This window comes from Pseudoduganella violaceinigra DSM 15887 (genome assembly GCF_000425385.1).
Taxonomy (GTDB): domain Bacteria; phylum Pseudomonadota; class Gammaproteobacteria; order Burkholderiales; family Burkholderiaceae_D; genus Rugamonas; species Rugamonas violaceinigra.
Map to the genome: position 1 here is coordinate 15,104 of NZ_AUDI01000021.1, position 22,015 is coordinate 37,118.

Here is a 22,015-nt window from a genome sequence, read left to right on the forward strand (position 1 = left end):
GATACCGGGAAATGATCCCGGGCGAGATACTGCTTCCATCGAAAACAAGGAGCAGCAAAATGAGCCCGGTCATCCCAATCACCCCTGCAAACACCACCAAAAACTGCGCACCTGTCGCAGCGAAATGCTCGCTGTGCAGTTTCAACCGACTGTGCCTGCCGCAGGGCCTGGCGGACGACGATGTCGCCCGCCTGGACCAGATCATCGCCCGCCGCCGCCGCGTAAGCCGCGACGAGTCGCTGTACCAGACCGGGGACAGCTTCCACAGCCTGTATGCCGTGCGCTTTGGCCACTTCAAGACCGTGCAGGTGAACCAGCGCGGCGAGCAGACCATCGGCGGTTTCCATATGGCCGGCGACCTGCTGGGCATGGAAGCCATCGGCAACGGCCAGCATTCCTGCAACGCCGTGGCGCTGGAAGACAGCGAAGTCTGTGAAATCCCGTTCAACCGCCTGCAGGAGCTGGTGATGCAGATCCCCGGTCTGCTGCAACAATTCCACCGCACTATGAGCCGCGAAATCCAGCGCGAACAGTCGGTGATGCTGTTCCTGAGCCATATGCGGGCCGAACAGCGCCTGGCCATGTTTCTTCTGAATCTGGCCGGCCGCTATGCCCAGCGCGGCTACTCGTCCACCAGCTTCCAGCTGCGCATGTCGCGCGAAGACATCGGCGGCTACCTGGGGCTGACAGTGGAAAGCGTCAGCCGCCAGCTGGCGCGTCTGCGCCAGGATGGCTCGATTGTCCTGAGCAACCGCGACCTGCGCATCACCGACCGCGCCAGGCTGGAAAACATCTCGTCCGGAGGGATGGCGCAGGAACTCGCGGTCGCCTGACCGGCAAACCAGTTTCTCACCTGTAGGGGGTGTCTGGGGCGGCTCTTGCTGCCCCTTTTTTCATTGCGCGAATACTTCTTTGGCCGCCGTTAAGCCGTTCAGGGCGGCGGGGAAGCCGGCGTAGACCGCCATCTGCATGATGGTCTCCACGATTTCCTCCCGCGTGACGCCGACATTCAGCGCTGCCTGGATGTGCACCTTGAGCTGGGGCGCTGCATTGCCCATGGCCGTCAGCGCCGCCACCACCGCGATTTCGCGGCTTCGCAGGTCGAGGCCAGGGCGGGAATAGATGTCGCCGAACGGGAATTCAACCAGGTAGCGGGCAAAGTCCGGGGCAATATCCGCCAGGCTTTGCACAACGCGATCGCCGACCTCGCCGTCAATCTCACGCAGTTTTGCGAGGCCTCGTTCGTAGCGGTTTTCGGTATTCATCAGCATGTCCTTTATCAGTGATTGAGCCTGACGCCAAGGACAGCTCCAGCGCGCGGTAATACTCGATCTTCGCCTGCAACGATGCGGCGGACTGCTGCATCGTTTCGATTTCCGCAAGAACTTCGGTCAAATGTTCTTCCAGCATCCGGCGACGATCAGGCACCGTCGAGTCCCCAGCGCCACGTAGTTTTGCGAACGCCTGCATCTTCCCGATGGGCATATGCGTGGTTCGCATCCGTAGCAGGAATTCGATCCAGGCCAGATCCGCCGCCGCGTAACGCCGCTGCCCACCGCTGGCCCTGCCAATCGGGGCAATCAGTCCGATGCGCTCGTAATAGCGCAGGGTGTGGGCGGTGAGGCCGGTGCGTTTCGCGACTTCGTCTATGCTCAGAAATGAATCCATGGGGTGATCTTAGAAGTTGGAGCGCGCTCTAAGTCAACCACTTTATTACGCAACACGCGAGACTGCAACCGCCAGCGCCAGGTCCATGGTGTTGATGTGGGCTTCGATCCAGTCGGGCAGGGAGCGCACGATCTGGCGGGCGGCCGCTTCCTTTCCATCGCGTAGCAATGGCAGGATGTGCGCCACGGATGCGAGCAGCTTGCCGTGGGCGCAGCGGTGGGCCTCCGCTGCGGGATAGCCAATGCGCTCCATCAGGTTGTTTTCTTCCCGCAGGTCTTCCATGATTTCCACCGCCAGCGTGCGGCACGCCTGGTCGAAGGCTGGCCGGGGCATGGCCGCCATCGATTCAAGAAGATCGAAGATGACGCGGTGCGACTGGTCCAGGACCGGGATGCCAAGCGCGAGATCGGGACCGAAGACAATGGAATCCATGGGCACTCTCCTGAGGTGGAGTGATTATTGTGCCGCACGGAAACATTCGAGCCCTTGATCCAGGTCAATTTTCTAGCGGTGCCGCGCATGCGGCGCCCGCTGACAATTTAGAGGAAGCGGTCGAGGATCTTCTTGCTGTGCTGATCGAGCGCGAACTGGTCGCGGATCAGGAAATGGATGCCATGACTGTCCGACACCAGCAGCGACACGCTGCCGATGCGGCGGATGTCCTCTTCGCCGCGCAGCACGAAGCTGGTGTCGCCCCGGTCGGTTTTCACGGTCCAGGTGGAAGGGCAGGCATAGCTGCCCACCTCCACGATGCGTTTGATCTCCGGCATGAATTCGCGGCCAGCGAGCTCTTCGCGCACCACATCCGCCGCCTCCTGCGGCAGGTCGGCGATACGATCGAGCCAGGCGACTTCCTTGCCGTCGGTGTTCACCAGCGACAGGCCTTCTTCCGGGGCCTGGATGGGAAAGGCGCGCACCGGGGACACGTTTTCATGCAGCACGCCGTTGGCGTCGACCAGGTTCAGTTTGCCGAAACTGTCGCGGCTCAAATTGAAATTAATTGTCATCTTCACGGCTCTTTGCTTTGTCATCCAGGTCGGTATCGACGTTACGTGCCTGCGCCTGGTAGAGGCGGTAATAGGCGCCTTCCCTGGCCATCAGTTCTTCATGCGGGCCTTCTTCGACCACCTTGCCGCGGTCCATCACCACCAGGCGGTTGGCGCGCTGCAGCGTGGACAGGCGGTGCGCAATCGCAATCGTGGTGCGGCCGGCCACCAGGTTGTCCAGCGCTTTCTGGATTTCTTTTTCGGTTTCCGAATCGACCGAGGCGGTCGCCTCGTCCAGGATCAGGATGCGCGGATCGATCAGCAGGGCGCGTGCAATCGAGATGCGCTGGCGCTCGCCGCCGGACAGGCCCTGGCCGCGTTCGCCCACCATCGAGTCGTAGCCTTGCGGCAGGCGCAGGATGAAGTCGTGGGCGTGCGCGGCGCGGGCTGCCTTCATGATTTCTTCGCGGGTCGCTTCCGGCTTGCCGTAGGCGATGTTCTCGGCGATGGTGCCGAAGAACAGGAAGGGCTCCTGCAGCACCAGGCCGATATTGCGGCGGTAGTCGGAGACGGCGAAATTGCGGATGTCCTGGCCATCGAGCAGGATCGCGCCTTCGGCCACGTCGTAGAAGCGGCAGATCAGGTTTACCAGGGTGGATTTGCCGGAGCCGGAATGGCCCACCAGGCCGATCATTTCACCGGCCTTGATTTCCAGGTTCACGCCCCGGTTGACGGCGCGGTTACCGTAGCGGAAACCGACTTCGCGCAGGGTGATGTCGCCTTTGACCTTGTCCACCTTCACCGGCTGCACCGGATCGGGCACGCTGGAAACGTGGTCCAGGATGTCGAAAATACGCTTGGCCGCGGAGGCCGACTTCTGCGTCACCGACACGATGCGGCTCATGGAGTCCAGCTTGCCGTAGAAGCGGTTGGCGTACAGGACGAAGGAGCTCAAGACGCCGACGGTGATGTTGTGCTTGGAAATCATCCAGATACCGAACACGTAGATCACCAGGATGCCCAGTTCGGTCAGGAAGGAAACGGTCGGCGAGAACAGCGACCAGACCTTGTTCAACTTGTCGTTGACGGCCAGATTGTGCTTGTTGGCGGTGCGGAAGCGGGTCGCTTCGCGGGTTTCCTGGGCGAAGGCCTTCACCACGCGGATGCCTGGAATGGTATCGGCCAGCACGTTGGTCACCTCGCCCCAGACGCGGTCGATTTTTTCAAAGCCGGTGCGCAGGCGGTCGCGCACCAGGTGGATCATCCAGGCGATGAACGGCAGCGGCAGCAGGGTGGCGATGGCCAGCCATGGATCGATCGTGAACAGGATCAGGCCCGTCATGATGATCATCAGCACGTCGGACGCGAAGTCGAGCAGGTGCAGGGACAGGAAGACGCAGATACGGTCCGATTCGGAGCCGATACGGGACATCAGATCGCCGGTGCGCTTGCCGCCGAAGTATTCCAGGGACATGCGCAGCAGGTGTTCATAGGTCGTGGTGCGCAGGTCGGCGCCGATGCGTTCCGATACCAGGGCCAGCACATAGGTCTTGGCCCAGCCAAAGATCCAGGCCAGCACGGCGGCCCCGGTCAGGGCGGCCATATACTGCACCACCAGCATATGCTCCACCGGCTTGCCGTTCTGGTAAGGAATCAGCACATTGTCCGTCAACGGCATGATGATGTAGGGCGGAATCAGGTGCGCGCCGGTCGACAGCAGCATCATGGCAAAGCCGAGCAGCAGCTGCCACTGGTAGGGCCGGGCGAAACGCCACAGGCGGAACAGGGTCCAGGTGGACGGCGGCGTGTGGACCACCTTGGTGCAGACCGGGCATTCTTCCTGGTCCGCCTCCAGCGGCGCTTTGCAGGTAGGGCAGGAATTCTGCTCAACCTGCTGCAGCGGCTTGCCGTGGACCGCGGCTTCCAGCAGGCGCGGGAAGTTCTCGGACAGGCGGATCGCCAGCAGGTTCTGGCCCAAGGTGAAACGCCAGGCGGCCAGGCGCTGCGTCTCGTCCACCAGTTCCAGGTGGCCGACGCCGGCGTGGTCGTGCAGTTTTAGAGACATGCCACGACGATAAGTCCAATCACGCCATACCGTTTCACCGGGTGCGCGTGCCATAATGCGGCGCTCCGTGAGGAGCACCAGGCCTTTGTTGAAGTGAAGCTTGGAATCCAAGTCAACCTCCAGCGCGCTGAGTACGTTTTCTTCGGGTGCAAGCGCCGGTAACTCTGCGCGCCACCTGTCGGGAAGTTCTGTCAGGCTCAGCTCAGAGGAAAGTTGGTTTGTTATCATTGCAGGTCGGACTCCGGGCACTCTTTGCCAAGTGGCAAGAATTGCGAAACAGTGGGAAAATAGAAGGACGGGCGGAGTATACCGCAAGAGGTACAAGAGCTAAAACATGACAAAAAAGAAAGACATTGAGTTTCTCCGTGTAACACATCTGCGCGGACCGAACATCTGGACCTATCGCCCAGTGATCGAAGCGTGGCTGGATATCGGCGAGCTCGAAAACTACCCCTCCAATAAACTCCCCGGTTTTTATGAGCGCCTGATCGCCTTCCTGCCAGGCCTGGTCGAGCATCGCTGCGGCGTCGGTGAGCGCGGTGGCTTCCTGGAGCGCCTGCGCGACGGTACCTACGCCGGGCATATCCTGGAGCACGTGGTCCTGGAGCTGCAGAACCTGGCCGGCATGCGTACCGGTTTTGGCAAGACGCGCCAGACCGCCGAGGGTAGCGGTATTTACAAAATGGCATTCCGCACCCGCCAGGAGCAGGTTGGCCGCGCCGCACTGGCCGCCGGCAAGGACTTGCTGATGGCCGCCATCGACGACCAGCCTTACGACCTGGCCGCCACGGTGCAGGAACTGACCTCGATGGTCGAGTCGCTGTGCCTGGGTCCATCGACCGGTTCCATCGTGGACGCCGCGACCGACCGCAAAATCCCGCATATCCGCCTGACCGACGGCAACCTGGTGCAACTGGGCCACGGCGCGCGCCAGCGCCGCATCTGGACCGCCGAAACCGACAACACGTCCGCCATCGCCGAAGGCATCGCCTCCGACAAGGACATGACCAAGGACATGCTGAAGTCCGTTGGCGTGCCGGTACCGGAGGGCACCCTGGTCAAGAGCGCCGACGCGGCGTGGGAAGAAGCGCAGGACATCGGCCTGCCGGTGGCGATCAAGCCATACGACGGCAACCATGGCCGCGGCGTTTCCCTCAACCTGATGACTGAAGCCGATGTGCGCGCAGCCTACGATATCGCCGTGGCACGCGGCGGCAGCAAGAGCGTCATCGTCGAGAAATTCATCGTCGGCAATGAGCACCGCCTGCTGGTGGTGGGCCGCCGCATGGTGGCCGCCTCCATGGGCGAATCGCTGTGGGTGACCGGCGACGGCAAGTCCTCCGTGCAGGAACTGGTGGATTCGCAGATCAATACCGACCCGCGCCGTGGCACCACCGAAGAATTCCCCCTGAATATCGTGCAGCCGCGCGATTCGGAAGAAGTGCTGCTGGACCTGAAGCGCCAGGGCCTGACCCCGGACTCCGTGGTCGATGCCGGCCGCAAGGTGCTGATCCAGCTGAACGGCAACGTGGCCAACGACGTGACCGATCTGGTGCACCCGGCCGTGGCCGAAATGGCGGCGCTCGCTGCGCGCACCATCGGCCTGGACATCGCCGGCATCGACCTGGTCGCCGCCGACATCTCCAAACCGCTGGAAGAGCAGGGCGGCGCGATCATCGAAGTGAACGCGAGCCCGGGCCTGCTGGCCCACCTGAAGCCCGCCTCCGGCGGCGTTGCGCGGCCGGTCGGGCATGCGATTGCCGACCAGCTGTTCGCGGAAGAAGACGATGGCCGTATCCCGCTGGTCGGCGTGGCCGGCAGCCGCCAGAATGCGCTGATCGCGCGCCTGATTGGCTGGCTGCTGCAAATGAGCGGCCGCTATGTCGGCACCGCAACCGAACAGGGCGTCTACCTGAACGGGCGTATGGTGGCGCGCGGCCCGCTGACCGAATGGGAATCCGGCGAGCGCCTGCTGCTGAACAAGAATGTGGAAGCGGCGGTGTTCGCCAACTCCAGCCGCATGATCCTGAGCGAAGGCCTGTCCTACGACAAGTGCATGGTGGGCGTGGTCACCGACGCCGCCGGGCATGAAGCGCTGGGTGAGTTCTACATCCATTCCCCGGAACAGATGTACGGCGTGCTGCGCACCCAGGTCGACGTGGTGTTGCCGGAAGGCGCCGCCGTGCTGAATGCCTCCGATGCGCAAGTGGTCGAAATGGCCGAGCTGTGCGACGGCGACGTGATTTTCTACGGCTCCGACGAACATGTACCTGCGATCGACTCGCACCGCCAGGACGGCGGCCGCGCCGTCTTCCTGCGCGATGGCGGTTTTGTGATGGCGGCCGGCCGCGACGAACTGGCGGTTCTGCCGCCATCCTGCCTGCCGGCCAGCGGAGAAGACCGCAAGGAAGCGGTGTTGGCCGCGATCGGTGCCGGCTGGGCCATGGGCCTGTCGCCGGACCTGATCGGCGCTGCGCTGCGCACCTTCGAGTGGAACACCAAGAAAAACTAAGGATTACCAGGAATGGAAGTTATTCGCCTCCGCGCACTGCGCGGCCCAAATCTGTGGAGCCACCATACGGCTGTTGAAGCCATCGTCTCCTGCACGCCGGAAGAACGCTCCGTCGACAAGATCCCTGGTTTCGAAGTGCGCCTGCGCACCCGCTTCCCGCGCCTGGCGCAGCTGCAGCCGGACGGCCACGCGGACACCATCCCGATGGCGCACGTGCTGGAACTGGCGGCCCTGGGCCTGCAGGCCGAAGCCGGCTGTCCGGTGACCTTCAGCCGCACCACCCAGACGCTGGAAGACGGTATTTACCAGACCGTGGTCGAGTACACGGAAGAAGCGGTGGGCCGCCTGGCCATGGAGTGGGCCGAGAAACTGTGCAAAGCCGCCATGGAAGATGCGCCATTTGACCTGGCTGCCGCGCTGCATGAACTGCGCGAACTGGACGAGGACGTGCGCCTTGGCCCGTCGACCGGCTCCATCGTGTATGCCGCCGTGGCGCGCAAGATTCCTTTCCGCCGCATGACCGAAGGCTCGATGGTGAGTTTTGGCTGGGGCTCCAAGCAGCGCCGCATCCAGGCCGCTGAGATGGACACCACCAGCGCGATCGCCGAAACCATCGCGCAGGACAAGGAACTGACCAAGAAGCTGCTGGACGCCGCCGGCGTGCCGGTGCCGGTCGGCCGCACCGCCGTCGACGCGGAAGACGCGTGGAAAGCCGCGCTGGAAATCGGCCTGCCGGTCGTGGTCAAGCCGAAGGACGGCAATCAGGGCAAGGGCGTGACGGTCAACATCACCACCCGCGAGCAGACCATCGCCGCCTACAACGCCGCCAAGGAATTCCGCGACGACATCATGGTCGAGCGCTTCCTGGCCGGCCACGACTTCCGCCTGCTGGTGATCGGCAACAAGCTGATCGCCGCGGCGCGCCGCGATCCTCCGCACGTGGTGGGCGACGGCGTGCACTCGGTGCGCGAGCTGGTCGACATCGTCAATGCCGACCCGCGCCGCGGCACCGGCCACGGTACCGCCCTGACCAAGATCCGTTTCGACGATATCGCCCTGGCGCGCCTGGCGCTGCAAGGCCTGGCGGCCGACTCCGTGCCGCCAATCGGCCAGCGCGTGGTGCTGCGAAATAACGCCAACCTGTCGACCGGGGGCTCCGCCACCGACGTGACCGATGACGTGCACCCTGAAGTGGCGGCACGCGCGGTGGAAGCGGCGCAAATGATCGGCCTGGATATCTGCGGCGTCGACGTGGTGTGCGATTCCGTGCTGCGTCCTATCGAAGAACAGAATGGCGGCGTGGTGGAAGTGAATGCCGCGCCTGGCCTGCGCATGCACCTGTCGCCGTCCTACGGCAAGCCGCGCCCGATCGGCGAGGCGATCGTCAACGCCATGTTCCCGGAAGGCGAAGATGGCCGTATCCCGGTGGTGGCCGTGACCGGCACCAACGGCAAGACCACCACCGTGCGCCTGGCTGCCCACCTTATCGCGGCTTCCGGCCTGCGCGTGGGCATGACCAACACCGACGGCGTGTACGTCAACGGCCGCCAGATCGATTCCGGCGACTGTTCCGGCCCGCGCTCGGCGCGCAATGTGCTGCAGCATCCTGACGTCGATGCTGCCGTGTTCGAAACCGCCCGCGGCGGCATCCTGCGCGAAGGCCTGGCCTACGACCGCTGCAAGGTGGCGGTGGTGACCAATATCGGCGCCGGCGACCACCTGGGCCTGAATTACATCACCACCGTGGAAGACCTGGCGGTGCTGAAACGCGTGATCGTCATGAACGTCGACGAGCATGGCTATGCCGTGCTGAATGCGACCGACCCGATCGTGGCTGCCATGGCCGCCAAGTGCAAGGGCAAGGTGATCTTCTTCGGCGCCGACCGCTACCATCCGGTGGTGGCGACCCATCTGGCGCAGGGCAAGCGTACCGTGTACGTGGAAAACAACCAGCTGGTGGCGGTGGAAGGCAAGAACGAGCAGCGTATTTCGCTGTCGGACGTGCCGATCACCTTCAACGGCACCATCGGCTTCCAGGTGGAAAACACCATGGCCGCCGTGGCCGCAGCCTGGGCAGCCGGCATCGATTGGGATTCGATCCGCCGCGGCCTGCTGACCTTCACCACCGACAGCCACAATGCGCCGGGCCGTTTCAATCTCTTCAAATACCGCGGTGCGACCGTGATTGCCGACTACGGCCATAACCCGGATGCGATGCTGGCACTGGTGAAGGCGGTGGATGCCATGCCGGCGAAACGCCGCTCGGTGGTGATCTCCGGCGCCGGCGACCGCCGCGACCAGGATATCCGCGAGCAGACCGAGATTCTCGGCAAGGCGTTTGACGACGTTGTGCTGTACCAGGATGCCTGCCAGCGTGGCCGTGCCGACGGTGAAGTGGTGCGGCTGCTGCGCGAAGGCCTGCAAGGCGCGACCCGTACCACCAAGGTCGATGAAATCACCGGTGAATTCATCGCGATCGATGCCGCCATGGACCGCCTGCAGGATGGCGACCTGTGCCTGATCCTGGTGGACCAAGTGGAAGAGTCGCTGGCGCATATCGCCAAGCGGATTGCTGCCGGCTGAAACCGGCATGAATCCGCTCGGCGCCCCCTGAGCAGACGGGGTCAGACCCTCGGGTCTGACCCTGGTTTACCGGTTTTCAGGCCGCCAGCGTCGCCCGCGGCGCCGTCAGCCGCGCCGTTTCTCCCTCCACAAACTGCGCCGCGAACACGCGTTTCTCCGGCTCCATAAAGCCTTCGGCCTCAATCAGTTTGCAGATCAAATCGGCCGTGGCCACCGCCATCCTGTGCAGCGGCTGGCGCAGCGTGGTCAGTTCATAGCTCAGCCAGTTCGACCCTTCCACCGCGTCGCAGCCGACCACCGACATCTGCGACGGCACATCGATATGCAAATGCTGGCGCGCCGCATCGACGCAGCCCATCGCCATCGGGTCATTTCCGCAGATCACTGCATCTGGCACCGCGCCGATCCTTGCGATCAGCTCATGCAGTCCGGCCACGCCGCTGTTGTAGTCGAAGCGGCCATGGAAGACCGGCGCCGGCGGCAAGCCCAGTTCCTCGATCCGGTCCAGCGCGCCGCGCAGGCGTTCGATCGCCACCGAGTTCTGCTCCGGCCCGCCAATCAGGGCGAACTGGCGATGGCCGGCAGCGGCCAGCCGGGTGACCAGGGCGCGGCTGGCCTCATACTGGTCGCACAGGACCGTATTCACCTCGATGTCGCGCAGATGGCGGTTGAACACCACCAGCGGCACCTTGCGGCGTTTGAATTCCGCCACATGCGCCTCGCTCAGCCTGGATGCGGCAATCACGCCATCGACCTGGAATTGCCAGACGTCGGTCAGGATGCTCTCGATCTCGCCCTCATGCTGCATGGTGAAGAGCAGGGCGCGTTTGCCGCGCCGGTTCAGCTGCTGGCTGAGCTCCGACAGTGCCGCTGGGTCGTACAGCAGGCTGGAATGGGAAACCACGATCGCGATGACGTTGGTGCGGCGCGTGATCAGGCTGCGCGCCGCCGCATTCGGGATGTATTCCAAGCTTTCGGCCGCCTTCATGACGCGCGCGTAGGTGGCCTTGGAAAAGCTGGCGCCCGGCTTGAAACAACGCGACACGGCCGACTGCGAGACGCCCGCCACGAGTGCGACATCATAGGACGTGACGCGGCGTCCTTCCCGGAGGATGATGGCCTTTTGCTCGGCGAGGGGAACGGCGGGTTGTTGCTTGGTCGGGGGCATTGATGCGGTGCGGCGGCTGAATAGCTTGCGTTTTTGAAAATAATCTATCATCTTACCACATGGCAATTGTTTGCCTCGACTTCCCACTCTCGGATGTGGTGCGCCAGCCGCGCCGGGCTCTGGTAAAATACCGCCCCTTTTGGTTTTCGGATGATTAAGATGGCTCAGGCTTGCGGCATCGACTTTGGCACTTCCAACTCCACCGTAGGATGGGTGCGCCCAGGCCAATCGATCATGCTGGAACTTGAAGATGGCAAAATGACATTGCCGTCGGTGGTGTTCTTCAATGCGGAAGACGAACAAACCAGCTATGGCCGCGCCGCGCTGGCCGAATACCTGGCCGGCTGCGAAGGCCGCCTGATGCGTTCCCTGAAAAGCCTGCTGGGCACCAGCCTGATCGACGGCCAGACCGAGGTGGGCGGGCGTGCACTGCCTTTCCGCCTGCTGCTGTCGCAGTTCATCGGCGAAGTGAAACGCCGCGCCGAAAGCGCCGCAGGGCGCCGTTTCGAGCACGTGGTCATGGGGCGTCCGGTGCATTTCATCGACGACGACAAGGCCGCCGACCAGTTGGCGGAGGATACCCTGGCCGAGATCGCACGCAGTGTTGGTTTCCGCGAGGTGGCCTTCCAGTTCGAACCGATTGCGGCGGCATTTGAATACGAGTCCCAGATCGACCGCGAAGAGCTGGTCCTGATCGCCGACATTGGCGGCGGGACGTCCGACTTCACCCTGGTGCGCCTGGGTCCCGACCGCGTCGCCCGCACCGAGCGCGCCGGCGATATTCTCGCCACCGGCGGCGTGCACATCGGCGGTACCGATTTCGATAAATACCTGAGCCTGGCAAGCGTCATGCCGCTGCTGGGGTATGGCAGCCAGTTCCGCAGCGGCGCCGAAGTGCCGTCCAGCTACTTCTTCAATCTGGCGACCTGGCACACCATCAACCAGGCCTACACCCGCAAAATGCAGTCCCAGTTGACGGAAATGATCCGCGACGTGCGCGAACCGGCCAGGCTGGAGCGCTTGCAGCACCTGATCGAGGAGCGCTCCGGCCACTGGCTGGCACTCAAGGTGGAAGAGGCGAAGATCGGCCTGTCCGGCGCGGACAGCGTGCAACTGGACCTGGAGCGTTTTGCGCCGCCGGTAATGCTCGACGTGACGCGCGCGGGCTTCGACGTCGCGGTGGATCACCTGGTCGCCAGCGTCGGCGCCACCGTGACCCAGCTGCTGGCCGATGCCGGCGTGCAGCCGGACCAGGTCGACACCATTTTCTTCACCGGTGGTTCCAGCGGCGTGCGCTTGCTGCGCGAGCGCATCGCGGCGCTGGTGCCGGGTGCGCGCAAGGTCGAGGGCGATCTTTTCGGCAGTATCGGCGCCGGCCTTGCACGTGATGCATTGCGCAAGTTTGCTTAAAATGCTTAAATAGCCGTCGTGAAAAAAGCGAACCGCCAAATCCTGCACTTGCTGCTTGCCGTGCTGCTGGTCATGTCCCAGCAGCTGGGGATTTTGCACGCCCTGTCGCATTGGACCGATGTCCGCCAGACCAGCGAGCAGCAGCTTGTTGCCGAGGCGGACGATGGCCTAAGCGCCGGCCTGAGTGCCGGTCTGGCACTGGACCACAATTGCAGCCAGTGCGCTGCCTTCGCCTCGCTGGCAACGGCGATCCATACGCCGAACTTCAGTTTCCTTCCGCTCGACTACAGCGCGCCGCAAGCCGGCGTCGCCTTGCCGCAGCTGCTTGGCGCGCGTACTGCTCGCGCCTACGACTCCCGCGCTCCGCCCCTGGTCTGACACAACGTAGTGCTCCATGCAGCCGCTGCGGCCGTGCGCCGCGGCCGCTTAACGTTTGTCGTATCCAGAGGTAGTCCTATGAACTTCAAGTATTCCTTGCTGGCAGGCGCAGTCCTGTCCGCCGTATCCGCCATTGCCTGCGCCGAAGAAGGCGAGGTGACCAAGGTCGTTGTCACCGCCAATCCTTTCCACAAGGGCGAAACCGAACAAATCCTGCTGCCGGCCAAAGTGCTTTCCGGCGATGAATTGCGCGACAAGGTCGCGAACTCCCTTGGCGAGACGCTGTCGTCCGAACTGGGCGTGTCCTCGTCGGCCTTTGGCGCCGGCTCGTCGCGCCCGATCATCCGCGGGCTGGAAGGCGCCCGGGTGAAAATGCTGGAAAACGGCATGGCAGTTTCCGACGTTTCCGGCCTGTCGAACGACCACGCGGTGTCGGCCGAAGGCGCCGTGGCGCACCAGATCGAAATCCTGCGCGGCCCGGCCTCGCTGATGTATGGTTCGGGCGCGATCGGTGGCCTGGTCAATGTGGTCAACGAGCGCATTCCGCCTGCGCTGGAGCCGAAGCTGACCGGCCAGGCCGAAGCGCGCTACAGCACGGTCGACAATGGCAACGCCACCTCCGGCACCATCGACGGCGCCATCGGCAAGCTGGCCTTGCACCTCGATGCCAACAGCCGCCGCTCGGGCGACTACAAGATTCCCGGCAACCGCGTTGAGGGCGACCCGGATTCGGCGTCCGGCCGCCTGCCGCATTCGGGCACCAGGGAAAAGGGCGCCGGCTTTGGCGGTTCCTACATCGACAGCTGGGGCTATGTCGGCGCTTCCGTCTCGGGACTGGACAACAAGTACAGCGTGCCGAGCGAGGAAGGTTCGACCATCGACCAGCATCAGACCCGCTACGACTTCGACAGCCTGTTCAAGAATCCTTTGCCAGGCCTGGAATCGGCCAAGTTCAAGGCCGGCTATACCGACTACCACCATGCGGAGCTGGGCGAAGACGGCGAGCCGGAAGTGAAGTTCAAGAACCGCGCGCTGGAAACCCGCGCCGAGGCGGTGCACCAGGCGATCAGCGGCTGGCACGGCACCTTTGGCGTGCAGACCGAGCTGACGCACTTCTCCGCCACCAGCGCCCGGGGCGGGCCGGATACCGTGCCGGCCACGCGGTCCGACTCCACGGCCGGCTTCCTGGTCGAGGAAAAAGAATGGGGACCGGTGCGTGTCAACGCCGGCCTGCGCCTGGAGCGTGTGAAGCGTGAGCCGGTGACCGGCATCGACCGCTCCTTCGGCCTGCAAAGCGGCGCCCTGGGCGGACTGTGGTCGTTCATGCCCGGCTATGCGACCGGCGTGACGCTGTCGCGCGCCCAGCGTGCGCCGTCGACCGAAGAGCTGTATTCCGGCGGCCCGCACGATGCCACCATCACCTTCGACCTCGGCGATGCCAACCTGCGCAAGGAGACCTCGCGCAATATCGAGTTCTCGCTGCAGAAGACTGCCGGCCTGGTACGCTGGAAAGCCAATTTGTTCCACAACAGCATTTCCGACTTCATCTACGGCCATGTCACCGGCCGCATGGTCGATGAGGCGGGCAATGACGGCAGCCAGTTCCGCGAGCGCATCTTCAGCCAGGGCGACGCTACCGTACGCGGCGCCGAAGCGGAGATCGAATACAACCCGCTGGCCATGGGCCTGAACGGGCGCCTGTTCGCCGACACCTCGCATGGCGACTTGAAGCATGCGGGAAGCCTGCCGTTGCAGCCGGCTGCGCGCGTTGGCGCCACCATCGGCTACCGCACGCCGAACTGGCGCGCCGGCGCAACCTGGATCCATGCCCGGGCCCAGGACCGCCTGGCTTCGTTCGAGACCAGCCCGACCGGCTCCTACAATCAGCTGAACGCAAATCTCTCGTACACGCAGAAGCTGCACGACATGGACCTGACATGGTTCATGCTGGCGAAAAACCTGCTGAACGACGAGGTGCGCGTCTCGACCTCGATCCTGAAGGATGTCTCGCCTTTGCCAGGCCGCAGCTTCGTCTTCGGCGTGCGCGCCAAGTTCTGAGTTTGCGCAAAATCAAAGGTGGCCTGGAGTCGCTTCTTATACTTTAGCTAACAAACTAAGGTGTGGGAGGCGGCGATGGGCAAACGCGTTGCAGACCGGGAGCGCATCTTCCGGTGGTTCCTTGGCCCCGCCCAGCGGGGCGATCCCTACGCCCAGTTCAACCTGGCGCTTCTCTACAAAAATGGACAGGGCGTCGATCCCGACCAGCGCCAGGCGTTCAGCTGGATGCGCATGGCGGCCCTACAAGGCCTGGCGTTCGCCCAGAACCAGCTGGGCGCCATGTACTACAGAGGCGACGGTACGGGCGGCAACGATGCCGAAGCGGCTTACTGGTTCCGGCGCGCCGCCCGCCAGGGCGACCCGGCGGCACAGCAAAACATGGGGCAACTGTACCGTCGTGGGCGCGGCGTCCCCGTTGACGAAGAGACGGCGGCGCGCTGGTTCAGCCGTGCCGCGGAGCAGGGCGTCTCCAGCGCCCAGGCCTTGCTCGGCGAAGCCTATCTGAACGGGCGCGGCGTGGCGGCCAATTGCGAGCTGGCGCAAGCCTGGCTGCGCAAGGCAGCCGTGCGCGGCGAAATCCACGCCCAGTGCCTGCTCGGCAGCATGTATGCCCACGGCACGGGCGTCGTGCGCGATACGGCGCAGGCCCTGATGTGGTACAGCCTGGCCGCCGAAGGGGGCTCGGCCCAGGCCCAGTTCAGCGTCGGCGTCCTGTATTCGATCGGCGACGGCGTGCAGCGCGACCTGGTGCGCGCGGTGCGCTGGTATCGCAGCGCGGCTGAAAAAGGCGATGCCGCGGCCCAGAACAATCTGGGCGTGCTGTATGCGACCGGGCAAGGCGTGCAACAGGACGATAACGAGGCGCTGCGCTGGTATCGCCGGGCCGCGGCCCAGGGACACGCGCTGGCCCGGCATAATCTGGCAGGCTTGCGCGACGGCGCAGCCGAGGTGGCATTGCCTGACGAGCAGTTCCACGGCAGCATTGATTTTGATGAAACGGTCCGTCCCTATTTTCGTGTGCCGGATGCTCGCCACAGTCCGCGCTGAAGCCGTGCCGGCGCAAGCTGCGCGAGGCCTTTGTGATCGAAGGCGACACGCTGCAGGCCGTGCATGAATACGGCACGTTCAGCGTTGCGCGGTGAGCGGGCGTTCGATTGCCGGCATCAAGGCCAGGTTGGCGCTCAGGTTTTCAAGCCCTGCCTGCGCCGCGACGTTCTCGATACGGATGCTATAGCTTCCGCGTGTCAGGGCGATATTTCCCAGGTTGCGCGAACGCTGGTTGGCCCATTTGCTGGCCACGCACAAGGTGTTGACCAGGCGTGAATGCACCAGCGCATTGTCAGGTTTGTGCCGGACTTCGACCTTGAAGGCCATTGGCCGGCCATAGCTGGCGCGGTCCTTCTTCGGTACTTTGTCGAGGTCGGACGTGTCGCCGCAATCTTCAAGGCGGCGCTCGCCGAGGATTGCCACTTCCTGCTTGTTCAGCGAATCGCCTGCGGGATTGCTCATTTCCAGCAGCAGGAAATAGCTGAGGTCTACCGGCACCTCCACTTCCGTGGTGACGACCGTGCCGGCTTCGTCCAGCTTGACGTGCACATCCTTGATGAGCGACGGGAAATCGCACAGCGCGGCCGATGCCATCGCCAAGCCGACGATGGGTTTCTGGCACATGCTGAAGATGAAGGGGCCCATGGATTCAATATAGACCAGGGAAGCGAGGAATGCATCCTGCAAGGATGTTGCCTTGTATCTTTTTTGTTTGTTTCTTCGCATCGACGCGCAGGCGATGGCGGGCGCAAAACATGGCAGACTCGGGAGTCAGGACCGTCGTTGCGACAACGTGATGAATGCCGGAAACACTGTTTGGCGTTACAATAAGCTTCCACGTCCTTGACCGAGAACGATGCCGAGCCAGCTCATTAGCCGTTCCGCCGCATTGGCGGCCTTCCTCTGCGCAGGCGCCGCCGCCGCGGCTGCGGGCGGAATTACCGTGCAGGTGACCGATAACGGCGGCAAGCCGGTGGCGGACGCCGTGGTCTACCTGGAGGCCGATGGCGGCCAGCAGTTGCCCAAAGCGCAAAAGGCCGGCGAAATCAGCCAGAAAGGCTTGAAGTTCGTGCCCTTGGTGACCGTGGTCCAGACTGGCAGCAAGATCTACTTCCCGAATAACGACCGGGTGCGCCACCATATCTATTCCTTCTCCGCGCCGCATAAATTCGACCAGAAACTGTATAGCGGCACGACGGCGGAACCGCAGAGCTTCGACAAACCGGGTACCGTGGTCCTGGGCTGCAATATCCACGACAAGATGATCGCCTATGTGCGGGTGGTCGATACCCCGTACTTCGGCAAGACGGACGCCAGCGGTGCGGTGGTGGTGGAAGCGCCGGCCGGCAAATATGTGCTGAAGGCCTGGCACCCCGATATCGTGGGCGGCAATGCCCAGGAGCAGGCGCTGCGCCTGGGCGATGCGGCGGCCAGCGCCAGTTTCAAGATGACGCTGAAGCCGCCCTCAACCGACCCGGACACTCCCGCGTACTGACGCCATGCGATTCCGTAGCCTCGAAAGCCGTATCGTCACCTTGTTCCTGGTGCTGCTGATCGTGGTGCAGCTGGTGGGACTGGTGGTGATCCAGCGCGGCATCAACAGCAATGCCCGTACGGCGATCGCGTCCGAGCTTGTCAATGGCGCCAAGGTCTTTGCCCGCCTGATGGAGCAGAATGCGCAAAACCTGCGCAATGGCGCCAGGCTGCTGTCGCGCGATGCCGGTTTCCTCGCGGCCATCGGCAACACCGATGAGGGCGACCGCGCCACCATCGAATCGGCATTGGCCAACCACGGCCGGCGCATCAATGCATCCATGACCATGCTGGTCAGTCCGGGCCGCAAGGTGGTCGCGTCGACCAGCGATGCGCAGGCGGCGGGCCTCGAACATATGGTCATGAACATGCTGGAGAAGGCTTCGCAGTTGGACGGCGCCAACGGCATCGCCATCGTTGAACGCCTGCCTTACCAGATCGTCGTGGTGCCGGTGAAGGCGCCGGTGACGATAGGCTTTGTTGTGATGGCATTTCCTCTGGACGAGCGCTTGGCGCGCGACATGCAGGAAACCACGGCGCTGCAAACCTTGCTGTTGACGCGCGACCCGCACGGGCATTGGCTGCCGGTCGCATCCAGCCTGGCGCCGGCCGCCGTTAACAGGGTCATGGCGCAGTTGCAAAACATGGGCGCTACGCCGTCCGATGCTTTCGATGTCGATATCGGCGGCGACAGGCTCAGCGTTCGCATGACGGCGATCGGGATCGACGACGGTCATGCAGCCGTCGCCATGCTGGGGCGCTCGATCGACGAGGCGACGGCTGAATATGCGCGCCTGGAGCGCTGGCTGATCGGGTTGACAGTGGCCGGCATGTTTGTCTGCGCCGTGGCCAGCGTGATCACCGCGAAGCGGATCGCGCAGCCTTTGCGGCAGCTGGCCGACACGGCCAAAAAGCTGGAGCAGGGCGACTACAAGGTGAACATCGCCACTTCCCGCGCCGACGAAATCGGCGAACTGGCGCAAGCGTTCGGCAGCATGCGCGACGGTATCGCCAAACGCGAGCAGGAAATCCGCCGCCTGGCGTATTGGGATCCCCTGACGAACCTGCCGAATCGGGCACAGTTCCTGCTCATGCTGAATGATGCGATCGCCGAGGCGCGCAAGCGCGCCGGCTCGGTGTACGTGCTGATGATGGACCTCGACCGGTTTAAACACGTCAATGACGTCATGGGGCACAGCTTCGGCGACGCCTTGCTGAAGCAGGTGGCCGGGCGGCTGTTGCAAAAGCTGGCCAACCGCCGCCATCCGGCTCAGGTGGCGCGGCTGGGGGGCGACGAATTCGCCGTGCTGCTGCCGGGCTCCGACCTGGGGCAGGCGGTGGTGGTGGCGTCGGAAGTACTGCAGGCGCTGGAATCGCCGCTGTCGCTCGACGAGCAGATGGTCGATATCGGCGCCGGCATCGGCATTGCCGGTTTCCCCGACCATGGCTTGGATGGCGAAGAGCTGCTGGGCAAATCCGAGATCGCCATGTACACCGCCAAGCAGCGTAACGAAGGGGCGGTGGTCTACGAGGAATCGATCGACAAGGGAAGCCAGCAAAGCCTGTCGCTCCTGACGGAACTGCGCCGGGCGGTGGAAGACAATGAGTTGCGCCTATTCGTGCAGCCGAAAGTGACGCTGTCGACCGGCCGCGTGGTCGGCATGGAAGCGCTGGTGCGCTGGCAGCACCCGGTGCGCGGCAACGTCTTCCCCGACCAGTTCATCCCCTTCGCGGAGCAGACCGGCTTTATCCGCGTGATGACGCAGTGGGTGCTGGAACGTTCGGCCGAGCTGTGCCATTCGCTGGCGCAGAAGGGCATCCACCTGAAGGTCTCGGTGAACCTCTCGACGCGCGACCTGCTGGACCAGGACTTGCCGTTCAAGGTCGGCGAGATCTTCATGCGCCACCAGGTTTCGCCGGGCGCGTTTTGCCTGGAGATCACCGAAAGCGCCATCATGGACGACCCCGTGCGCGCCCAGCAGACGCTGGAACGCCTGCACGGCATGGGCTGCGACTTGTCGATTGACGATTTCGGCACAGGCTATTCTTCGCTGGCCTACTTGAAACGTTTGCCGGTCGACGAACTGAAAATTGATAAATCGTTTGTACTGAATATGGTGAACGACGTGGGCGACGCCAAAATCGTGCGCTCGACCATCGACCTTGGCCACAATATGGGCTTGCGCGTGGTGGCCGAAGGCATCGAGAGCGAAGCCGCCTGGAATATCCTGGCCGAGATGGGATGCGACCAGGGCCAGGGCTATTTCATGAGCCGACCGATGCCGGCCGGCGAGATGGCGGCGTGGTTCGAAAACTGGAAAGCGCCTGCCCTGGCCGAATAATCAGCGGCACAAAGTCTTTTTGAGAATTACTTATTTGTCAAAGTTCAAGTTATGATCCTTGCCGCATTCATAACTACTCCATGGACGACAAATGCCCTTCAAGCGCGCTACCCTTGCTCTTTCCCTGATCGCCGCATTCTCCGCACAAGCTTTGGCCCAGACCTGCCCGGCGGGCGCGCCGGCAGTCGCTTATCCCGTGACGAAGAAAGTCGAGCAGCAGGATAATTATCACGGCACCATGGTGGCCGATCCTTACCGCTGGCTGGAAGACGCCAATAGCGATGAGACGAAGGCCTGGGTGGTCGAGCAGAATAAAGTCACGCAAGCCTGGCTGGCCCAGATCCCTCAGCGCGAAGCGATCAAGGCACGCCTGACCAAGTTGTGGAACTATGAGCGTTACGGCGTGCCCTACAAGAAGGGCGGCCGCTATTTCTACAGCCGCAATGACGGCTTGCAGAACCAGGCAGTCCTGTACACCGCCAAAAATCTCTCCGAGACCCCGCGTGTGCTGCTGGACCCGAACACGCTGGCAGCTGACGGCACCGTGGCGCTGGCCGGCATGGCGGTAAGCCCGAACGGCAAATTCATGGCGTATAGCACCGCCGCATCCGGCTCCGACTGGAATGAAATCAAGGTGCGCAACATCGAAACCGGCAAGGATATGGCCGACCACATCAAATGGGTCAAGTTCTCCAACACCGCCTGGGCAGCCGACGGTTCCGGCTTCTACTACAGCCGCTACGACGAGCCGACCGAGGAAAGCAAGCTGGCCGGGGTGAACTACTTCCAGAAAGTGTATTTCCACAAACTGGGCACTGCGCAGGGCGCCGACGTCCTCGCCTATGATCGTCCGGACCAGAAGGAGTGGGGCTTCGGCGCGGAAGTGACCGATGACGGCCGCTACCTGCTGATCAATGGCTCGCACGGCACGGAACATAAAAACCGCGTCTTCTTCAAGGACCTGAAGGCGAAGGATGCGCAAGTGGTGGGCCTGCTGGAGGCATTCGACGCGGCGTACGATTTCATCGACAACGACGGCCCGGTGTTCTACTTCCTGACCGACAAGGACGCACCGCGCTCGCGCATCATCGCCATTGACATCCGCAAGCCAGGCCGCGAGAACTGGGAGGAAATCGTGCCCGAAGCCGCGCAAACCCTGACCGCGGCCAGCATCGTCAACAAGCAGCTGGTATTGAACTACCTGAGCGATGCGCACAGCGCCGTCAAGGTATTCGACCTGAAAGGCAAGCCGCTGCGCGAGATCGCGCTGCCGGGCCTGGGCGCGGCCAGCGGCTTTGCGGGCAAGAAGAGCGATACGGAAACCTTCTACTCCTACACCAGCTTCACTACGCCGACCACTATCTACCGCCTGGATATGAAGACCGGCAAGTCGAGTATCTACCGACAGCCTAAGGTCGACTTCGACCCGAATGCCTTCGATACGCGCCAGGTCTTCTACACCAGCAAGGACGGCACCAAAGTGCCGATGTTCATCGTTTCGAAGAAGGGCATGAAGCTGGATGGCAGCAACCCGACCTATCTTTACGGCTACGGCGGCTTCAATATCTCGATGACCCCGAGCTTCTCCGTGGCCAATCTGGCCTGGGTTGAAATGGGCGGCGTGTATGTGGTGGCCAATCTGCGCGGCGGCGGCGAATACGGCGAAGCATGGCATAAGGCCGGCACCAAGCTGCAGAAGCAGAATGTATTCGATGATTTTATCGGCGCCGCCGAATGGCTTGTGGCAAACAAGGTCACGTCTCCGGCCAAACTGTCGATCGGCGGCGGTTCCAATGGCGGCCTGCTGGTCGGCGCCTCGATGACCCAGCGCCCGGACCTGTTTGCCGCTGCGCTGCCTGCTGTCGGCGTGATGGATATGCTGCGCTTCCAGAAATTCACCATCGGCTGGGCATGGACTTCGGACTTCGGCTCGTCCGACAATCCGGATGAATTCAAGGCGCTGGTCAAGTATTCGCCGCTGCACAACCTGAAGCAGGGCGGCTGCTACCCGGCCACCATGATCATGACCGCCGACCATGATGACCGCGTGGTACCGGCCCACAGCTTCAAGTTTGCCGCCGCCGCCCAGGCCGCGCAGGCCGGCGCTGCGCCTATCCTGATCCGCATCGATTCCAAGGCCGGTCATGGTGCGGGCAAGCCGACCACCAAGCTGATCGAGGAAGTGGCCGACCGCTGGGGCTTCCTGACCCGCGTCCTGGACATGTCGCCAGCCGCACCGGCAAGCACCGCCGGCGGACAGTAAGC

The 22,015-nt window shown here is 63.3% G+C and carries 17 protein-coding genes; 10 read left to right on the forward strand and 7 right to left on the reverse strand.

The features are described from left to right. The first annotated feature begins 59 nt into the window (after positions 1-59). Entirely contained in the window at positions 60-833 is a 774-nt protein-coding gene (fnr, locus tag H597_RS0114230) for a fumarate/nitrate reduction transcriptional regulator Fnr (RefSeq protein ID WP_028102744.1), read from the forward strand. A 60-nt stretch (positions 834-893) separates the two neighbouring features. Here fnr and H597_RS0114235 read toward each other — a convergent pair whose 3' ends face one another. The 5 genes from H597_RS0114235 to H597_RS0114255 all read right to left on the reverse strand — a co-directional run bounded on the left by H597_RS0114235 (position 894) and on the right by H597_RS0114255 (position 4,947). After that, positions 894-1,265: a carboxymuconolactone decarboxylase family protein gene (locus H597_RS0114235; protein ID WP_028102745.1), complete on the reverse strand. Its 372-nt coding sequence runs from the start codon at positions 1,263-1,265 to the stop codon at positions 894-896. Continuing rightward, positions 1,219-1,668 (reverse strand): MerR family transcriptional regulator, encoded by a 450-nt coding sequence (locus H597_RS0114240; RefSeq protein WP_028102746.1) that lies wholly within the window; start codon positions 1,666-1,668, stop codon positions 1,219-1,221. Before H597_RS0114240 ends, H597_RS0114235 begins: the two co-directional genes overlap by 47 nt. A gap of 45 nt (positions 1,669-1,713) precedes the next feature. Continuing rightward, the gene (locus H597_RS0114245; protein ID WP_028102747.1) at positions 1,714-2,100 is read right to left on the reverse strand and encodes a bacteriohemerythrin; all 387 of its coding nucleotides are present in this window, start codon (positions 2,098-2,100) and stop codon (positions 1,714-1,716) included. Between the two features lie 107 nt (positions 2,101-2,207). After that, complete coding sequence (locus tag H597_RS0114250; RefSeq protein WP_028102748.1) at positions 2,208-2,675, reverse strand: cyanophycin metabolism-associated DUF1854 family protein; 468 nt, start codon at positions 2,673-2,675, stop codon at positions 2,208-2,210. Then, positions 2,665-4,947, reverse strand: a complete 2,283-nt coding sequence (locus H597_RS0114255; protein WP_083941100.1) for a cyanophycin metabolism-associated ABC transporter — start codon at positions 4,945-4,947, stop codon at positions 2,665-2,667. The genes H597_RS0114250 and H597_RS0114255 overlap by 11 nt, the downstream gene beginning before the upstream one ends. A gap of 106 nt (positions 4,948-5,053) precedes the next feature. On the opposite strand from H597_RS0114255, the gene H597_RS0114260 reads away from it, so the two are divergent. Then, entirely contained in the window at positions 5,054-7,231 is a 2,178-nt protein-coding gene (locus H597_RS0114260; protein WP_028102750.1) for a cyanophycin synthetase, read from the forward strand. A 12-nt stretch (positions 7,232-7,243) separates the two neighbouring features. Then, on the forward strand, positions 7,244-9,814 hold the full coding sequence (gene cphA / locus H597_RS0114265; protein WP_028102751.1) for a cyanophycin synthetase: 2,571 nt from the start codon (positions 7,244-7,246) through the stop codon (positions 9,812-9,814). 76 nt (positions 9,815-9,890) lie between these two features. Here the strand turns inward: cphA and H597_RS0114270 are convergent, their stop codons facing one another. Further along, complete coding sequence (locus tag H597_RS0114270; RefSeq protein ID WP_028102752.1) at positions 9,891-10,982, reverse strand: LacI family DNA-binding transcriptional regulator; 1,092 nt, start codon at positions 10,980-10,982, stop codon at positions 9,891-9,893. Between the two features lie 159 nt (positions 10,983-11,141). Here H597_RS0114270 and H597_RS0114275 point away from each other — a divergent pair, with 159 nt between their 5' ends. The 4 genes from H597_RS0114275 (at position 11,142) to H597_RS30895 (ending at position 15,875) form a co-directional block, all read left to right on the forward strand. Beyond that, a complete protein-coding gene (locus H597_RS0114275) occupies positions 11,142-12,392 on the forward strand; it encodes an Hsp70 family protein (protein ID WP_028102753.1) in 1,251 nt (416 codons plus the stop codon). Positions 12,393-12,410: 18 nt separating this feature from the next. Then, the gene (locus H597_RS0114280) at positions 12,411-12,770 is read left to right on the forward strand and encodes a hypothetical protein (protein ID WP_028102754.1); all 360 of its coding nucleotides are present in this window, start codon (positions 12,411-12,413) and stop codon (positions 12,768-12,770) included. 78 nt (positions 12,771-12,848) lie between these two features. Further along, positions 12,849-14,828, forward strand: coding sequence for a TonB-dependent receptor (locus H597_RS0114285; protein WP_028102755.1), 1,980 nt, complete (start codon positions 12,849-12,851; stop codon positions 14,826-14,828). Positions 14,829-14,903: 75 nt separating this feature from the next. Further along, complete coding sequence (locus H597_RS30895) at positions 14,904-15,875, forward strand: tetratricopeptide repeat protein (RefSeq protein ID WP_051293790.1); 972 nt, start codon at positions 14,904-14,906, stop codon at positions 15,873-15,875. Between the two features lie 78 nt (positions 15,876-15,953). Here H597_RS30895 and H597_RS0114295 read toward each other — a convergent pair whose 3' ends face one another. After that, complete coding sequence (locus H597_RS0114295; protein WP_028102756.1) at positions 15,954-16,562, reverse strand: DUF5625 family protein; 609 nt, start codon at positions 16,560-16,562, stop codon at positions 15,954-15,956. Between the two features lie 169 nt (positions 16,563-16,731). Between H597_RS0114295 and H597_RS30900 the strand changes: the two genes are divergently transcribed. From H597_RS30900 to H597_RS30905, 3 genes are all read left to right on the forward strand, one after another. Continuing rightward, positions 16,732-17,370, forward strand: coding sequence for a methylamine utilization protein (locus tag H597_RS30900; RefSeq protein WP_051293791.1), 639 nt, complete (start codon positions 16,732-16,734; stop codon positions 17,368-17,370). 4 nt (positions 17,371-17,374) lie between these two features. After that, positions 17,375-19,750 (forward strand): putative bifunctional diguanylate cyclase/phosphodiesterase, encoded by a 2,376-nt coding sequence (locus tag H597_RS0114305; protein WP_028102757.1) that lies wholly within the window; start codon positions 17,375-17,377, stop codon positions 19,748-19,750. 91 nt (positions 19,751-19,841) lie between these two features. After that, positions 19,842-22,013: a prolyl oligopeptidase family serine peptidase gene (locus tag H597_RS30905; protein WP_083941101.1), complete on the forward strand. Its 2,172-nt coding sequence runs from the start codon at positions 19,842-19,844 to the stop codon at positions 22,011-22,013. Positions 22,014-22,015 lie beyond the last annotated feature (2 nt).

Coding starts and splice junctions, on each gene's coding strand:
- H597_RS0114260 (WP_028102750.1), top strand. CDS start 5,054: ATGACAAAAAAGAAAGACATTGAGTTTCTCCGTGTAACACATCTGCGC.
- H597_RS30905 (WP_083941101.1), top strand. CDS start 19,842: ATGCCCTTCAAGCGCGCTACCCTTGCTCTTTCCCTGATCGCCGCATTC.
- H597_RS0114245 (WP_028102747.1), bottom strand. CDS start 2,100: ATGGATTCCATTGTCTTCGGTCCCGATCTCGCGCTTGGCATCCCGGTC.
- H597_RS0114235 (WP_028102745.1), bottom strand. CDS start 1,265: ATGAATACCGAAAACCGCTACGAACGAGGCCTCGCAAAACTGCGTGAG.
- H597_RS30900 (WP_051293791.1), top strand. CDS start 16,732: ATGCCGAGCCAGCTCATTAGCCGTTCCGCCGCATTGGCGGCCTTCCTC.
- H597_RS0114305 (WP_028102757.1), top strand. CDS start 17,375: ATGCGATTCCGTAGCCTCGAAAGCCGTATCGTCACCTTGTTCCTGGTG.
- fnr (WP_028102744.1), top strand. CDS start 60: ATGAGCCCGGTCATCCCAATCACCCCTGCAAACACCACCAAAAACTGC.
- H597_RS0114285 (WP_028102755.1), top strand. CDS start 12,849: ATGAACTTCAAGTATTCCTTGCTGGCAGGCGCAGTCCTGTCCGCCGTA.
- H597_RS0114250 (WP_028102748.1), bottom strand. CDS start 2,675: ATGACAATTAATTTCAATTTGAGCCGCGACAGTTTCGGCAAACTGAAC.
- H597_RS0114275 (WP_028102753.1), top strand. CDS start 11,142: ATGGCTCAGGCTTGCGGCATCGACTTTGGCACTTCCAACTCCACCGTA.
- cphA (WP_028102751.1), top strand. CDS start 7,244: ATGGAAGTTATTCGCCTCCGCGCACTGCGCGGCCCAAATCTGTGGAGC.
- H597_RS30895 (WP_051293790.1), top strand. CDS start 14,904: ATGGGCAAACGCGTTGCAGACCGGGAGCGCATCTTCCGGTGGTTCCTT.
- H597_RS0114255 (WP_083941100.1), bottom strand. CDS start 4,947: ATGATAACAAACCAACTTTCCTCTGAGCTGAGCCTGACAGAACTTCCC.
- H597_RS0114240 (WP_028102746.1), bottom strand. CDS start 1,668: ATGGATTCATTTCTGAGCATAGACGAAGTCGCGAAACGCACCGGCCTC.
- H597_RS0114270 (WP_028102752.1), bottom strand. CDS start 10,982: ATGCCCCCGACCAAGCAACAACCCGCCGTTCCCCTCGCCGAGCAAAAG.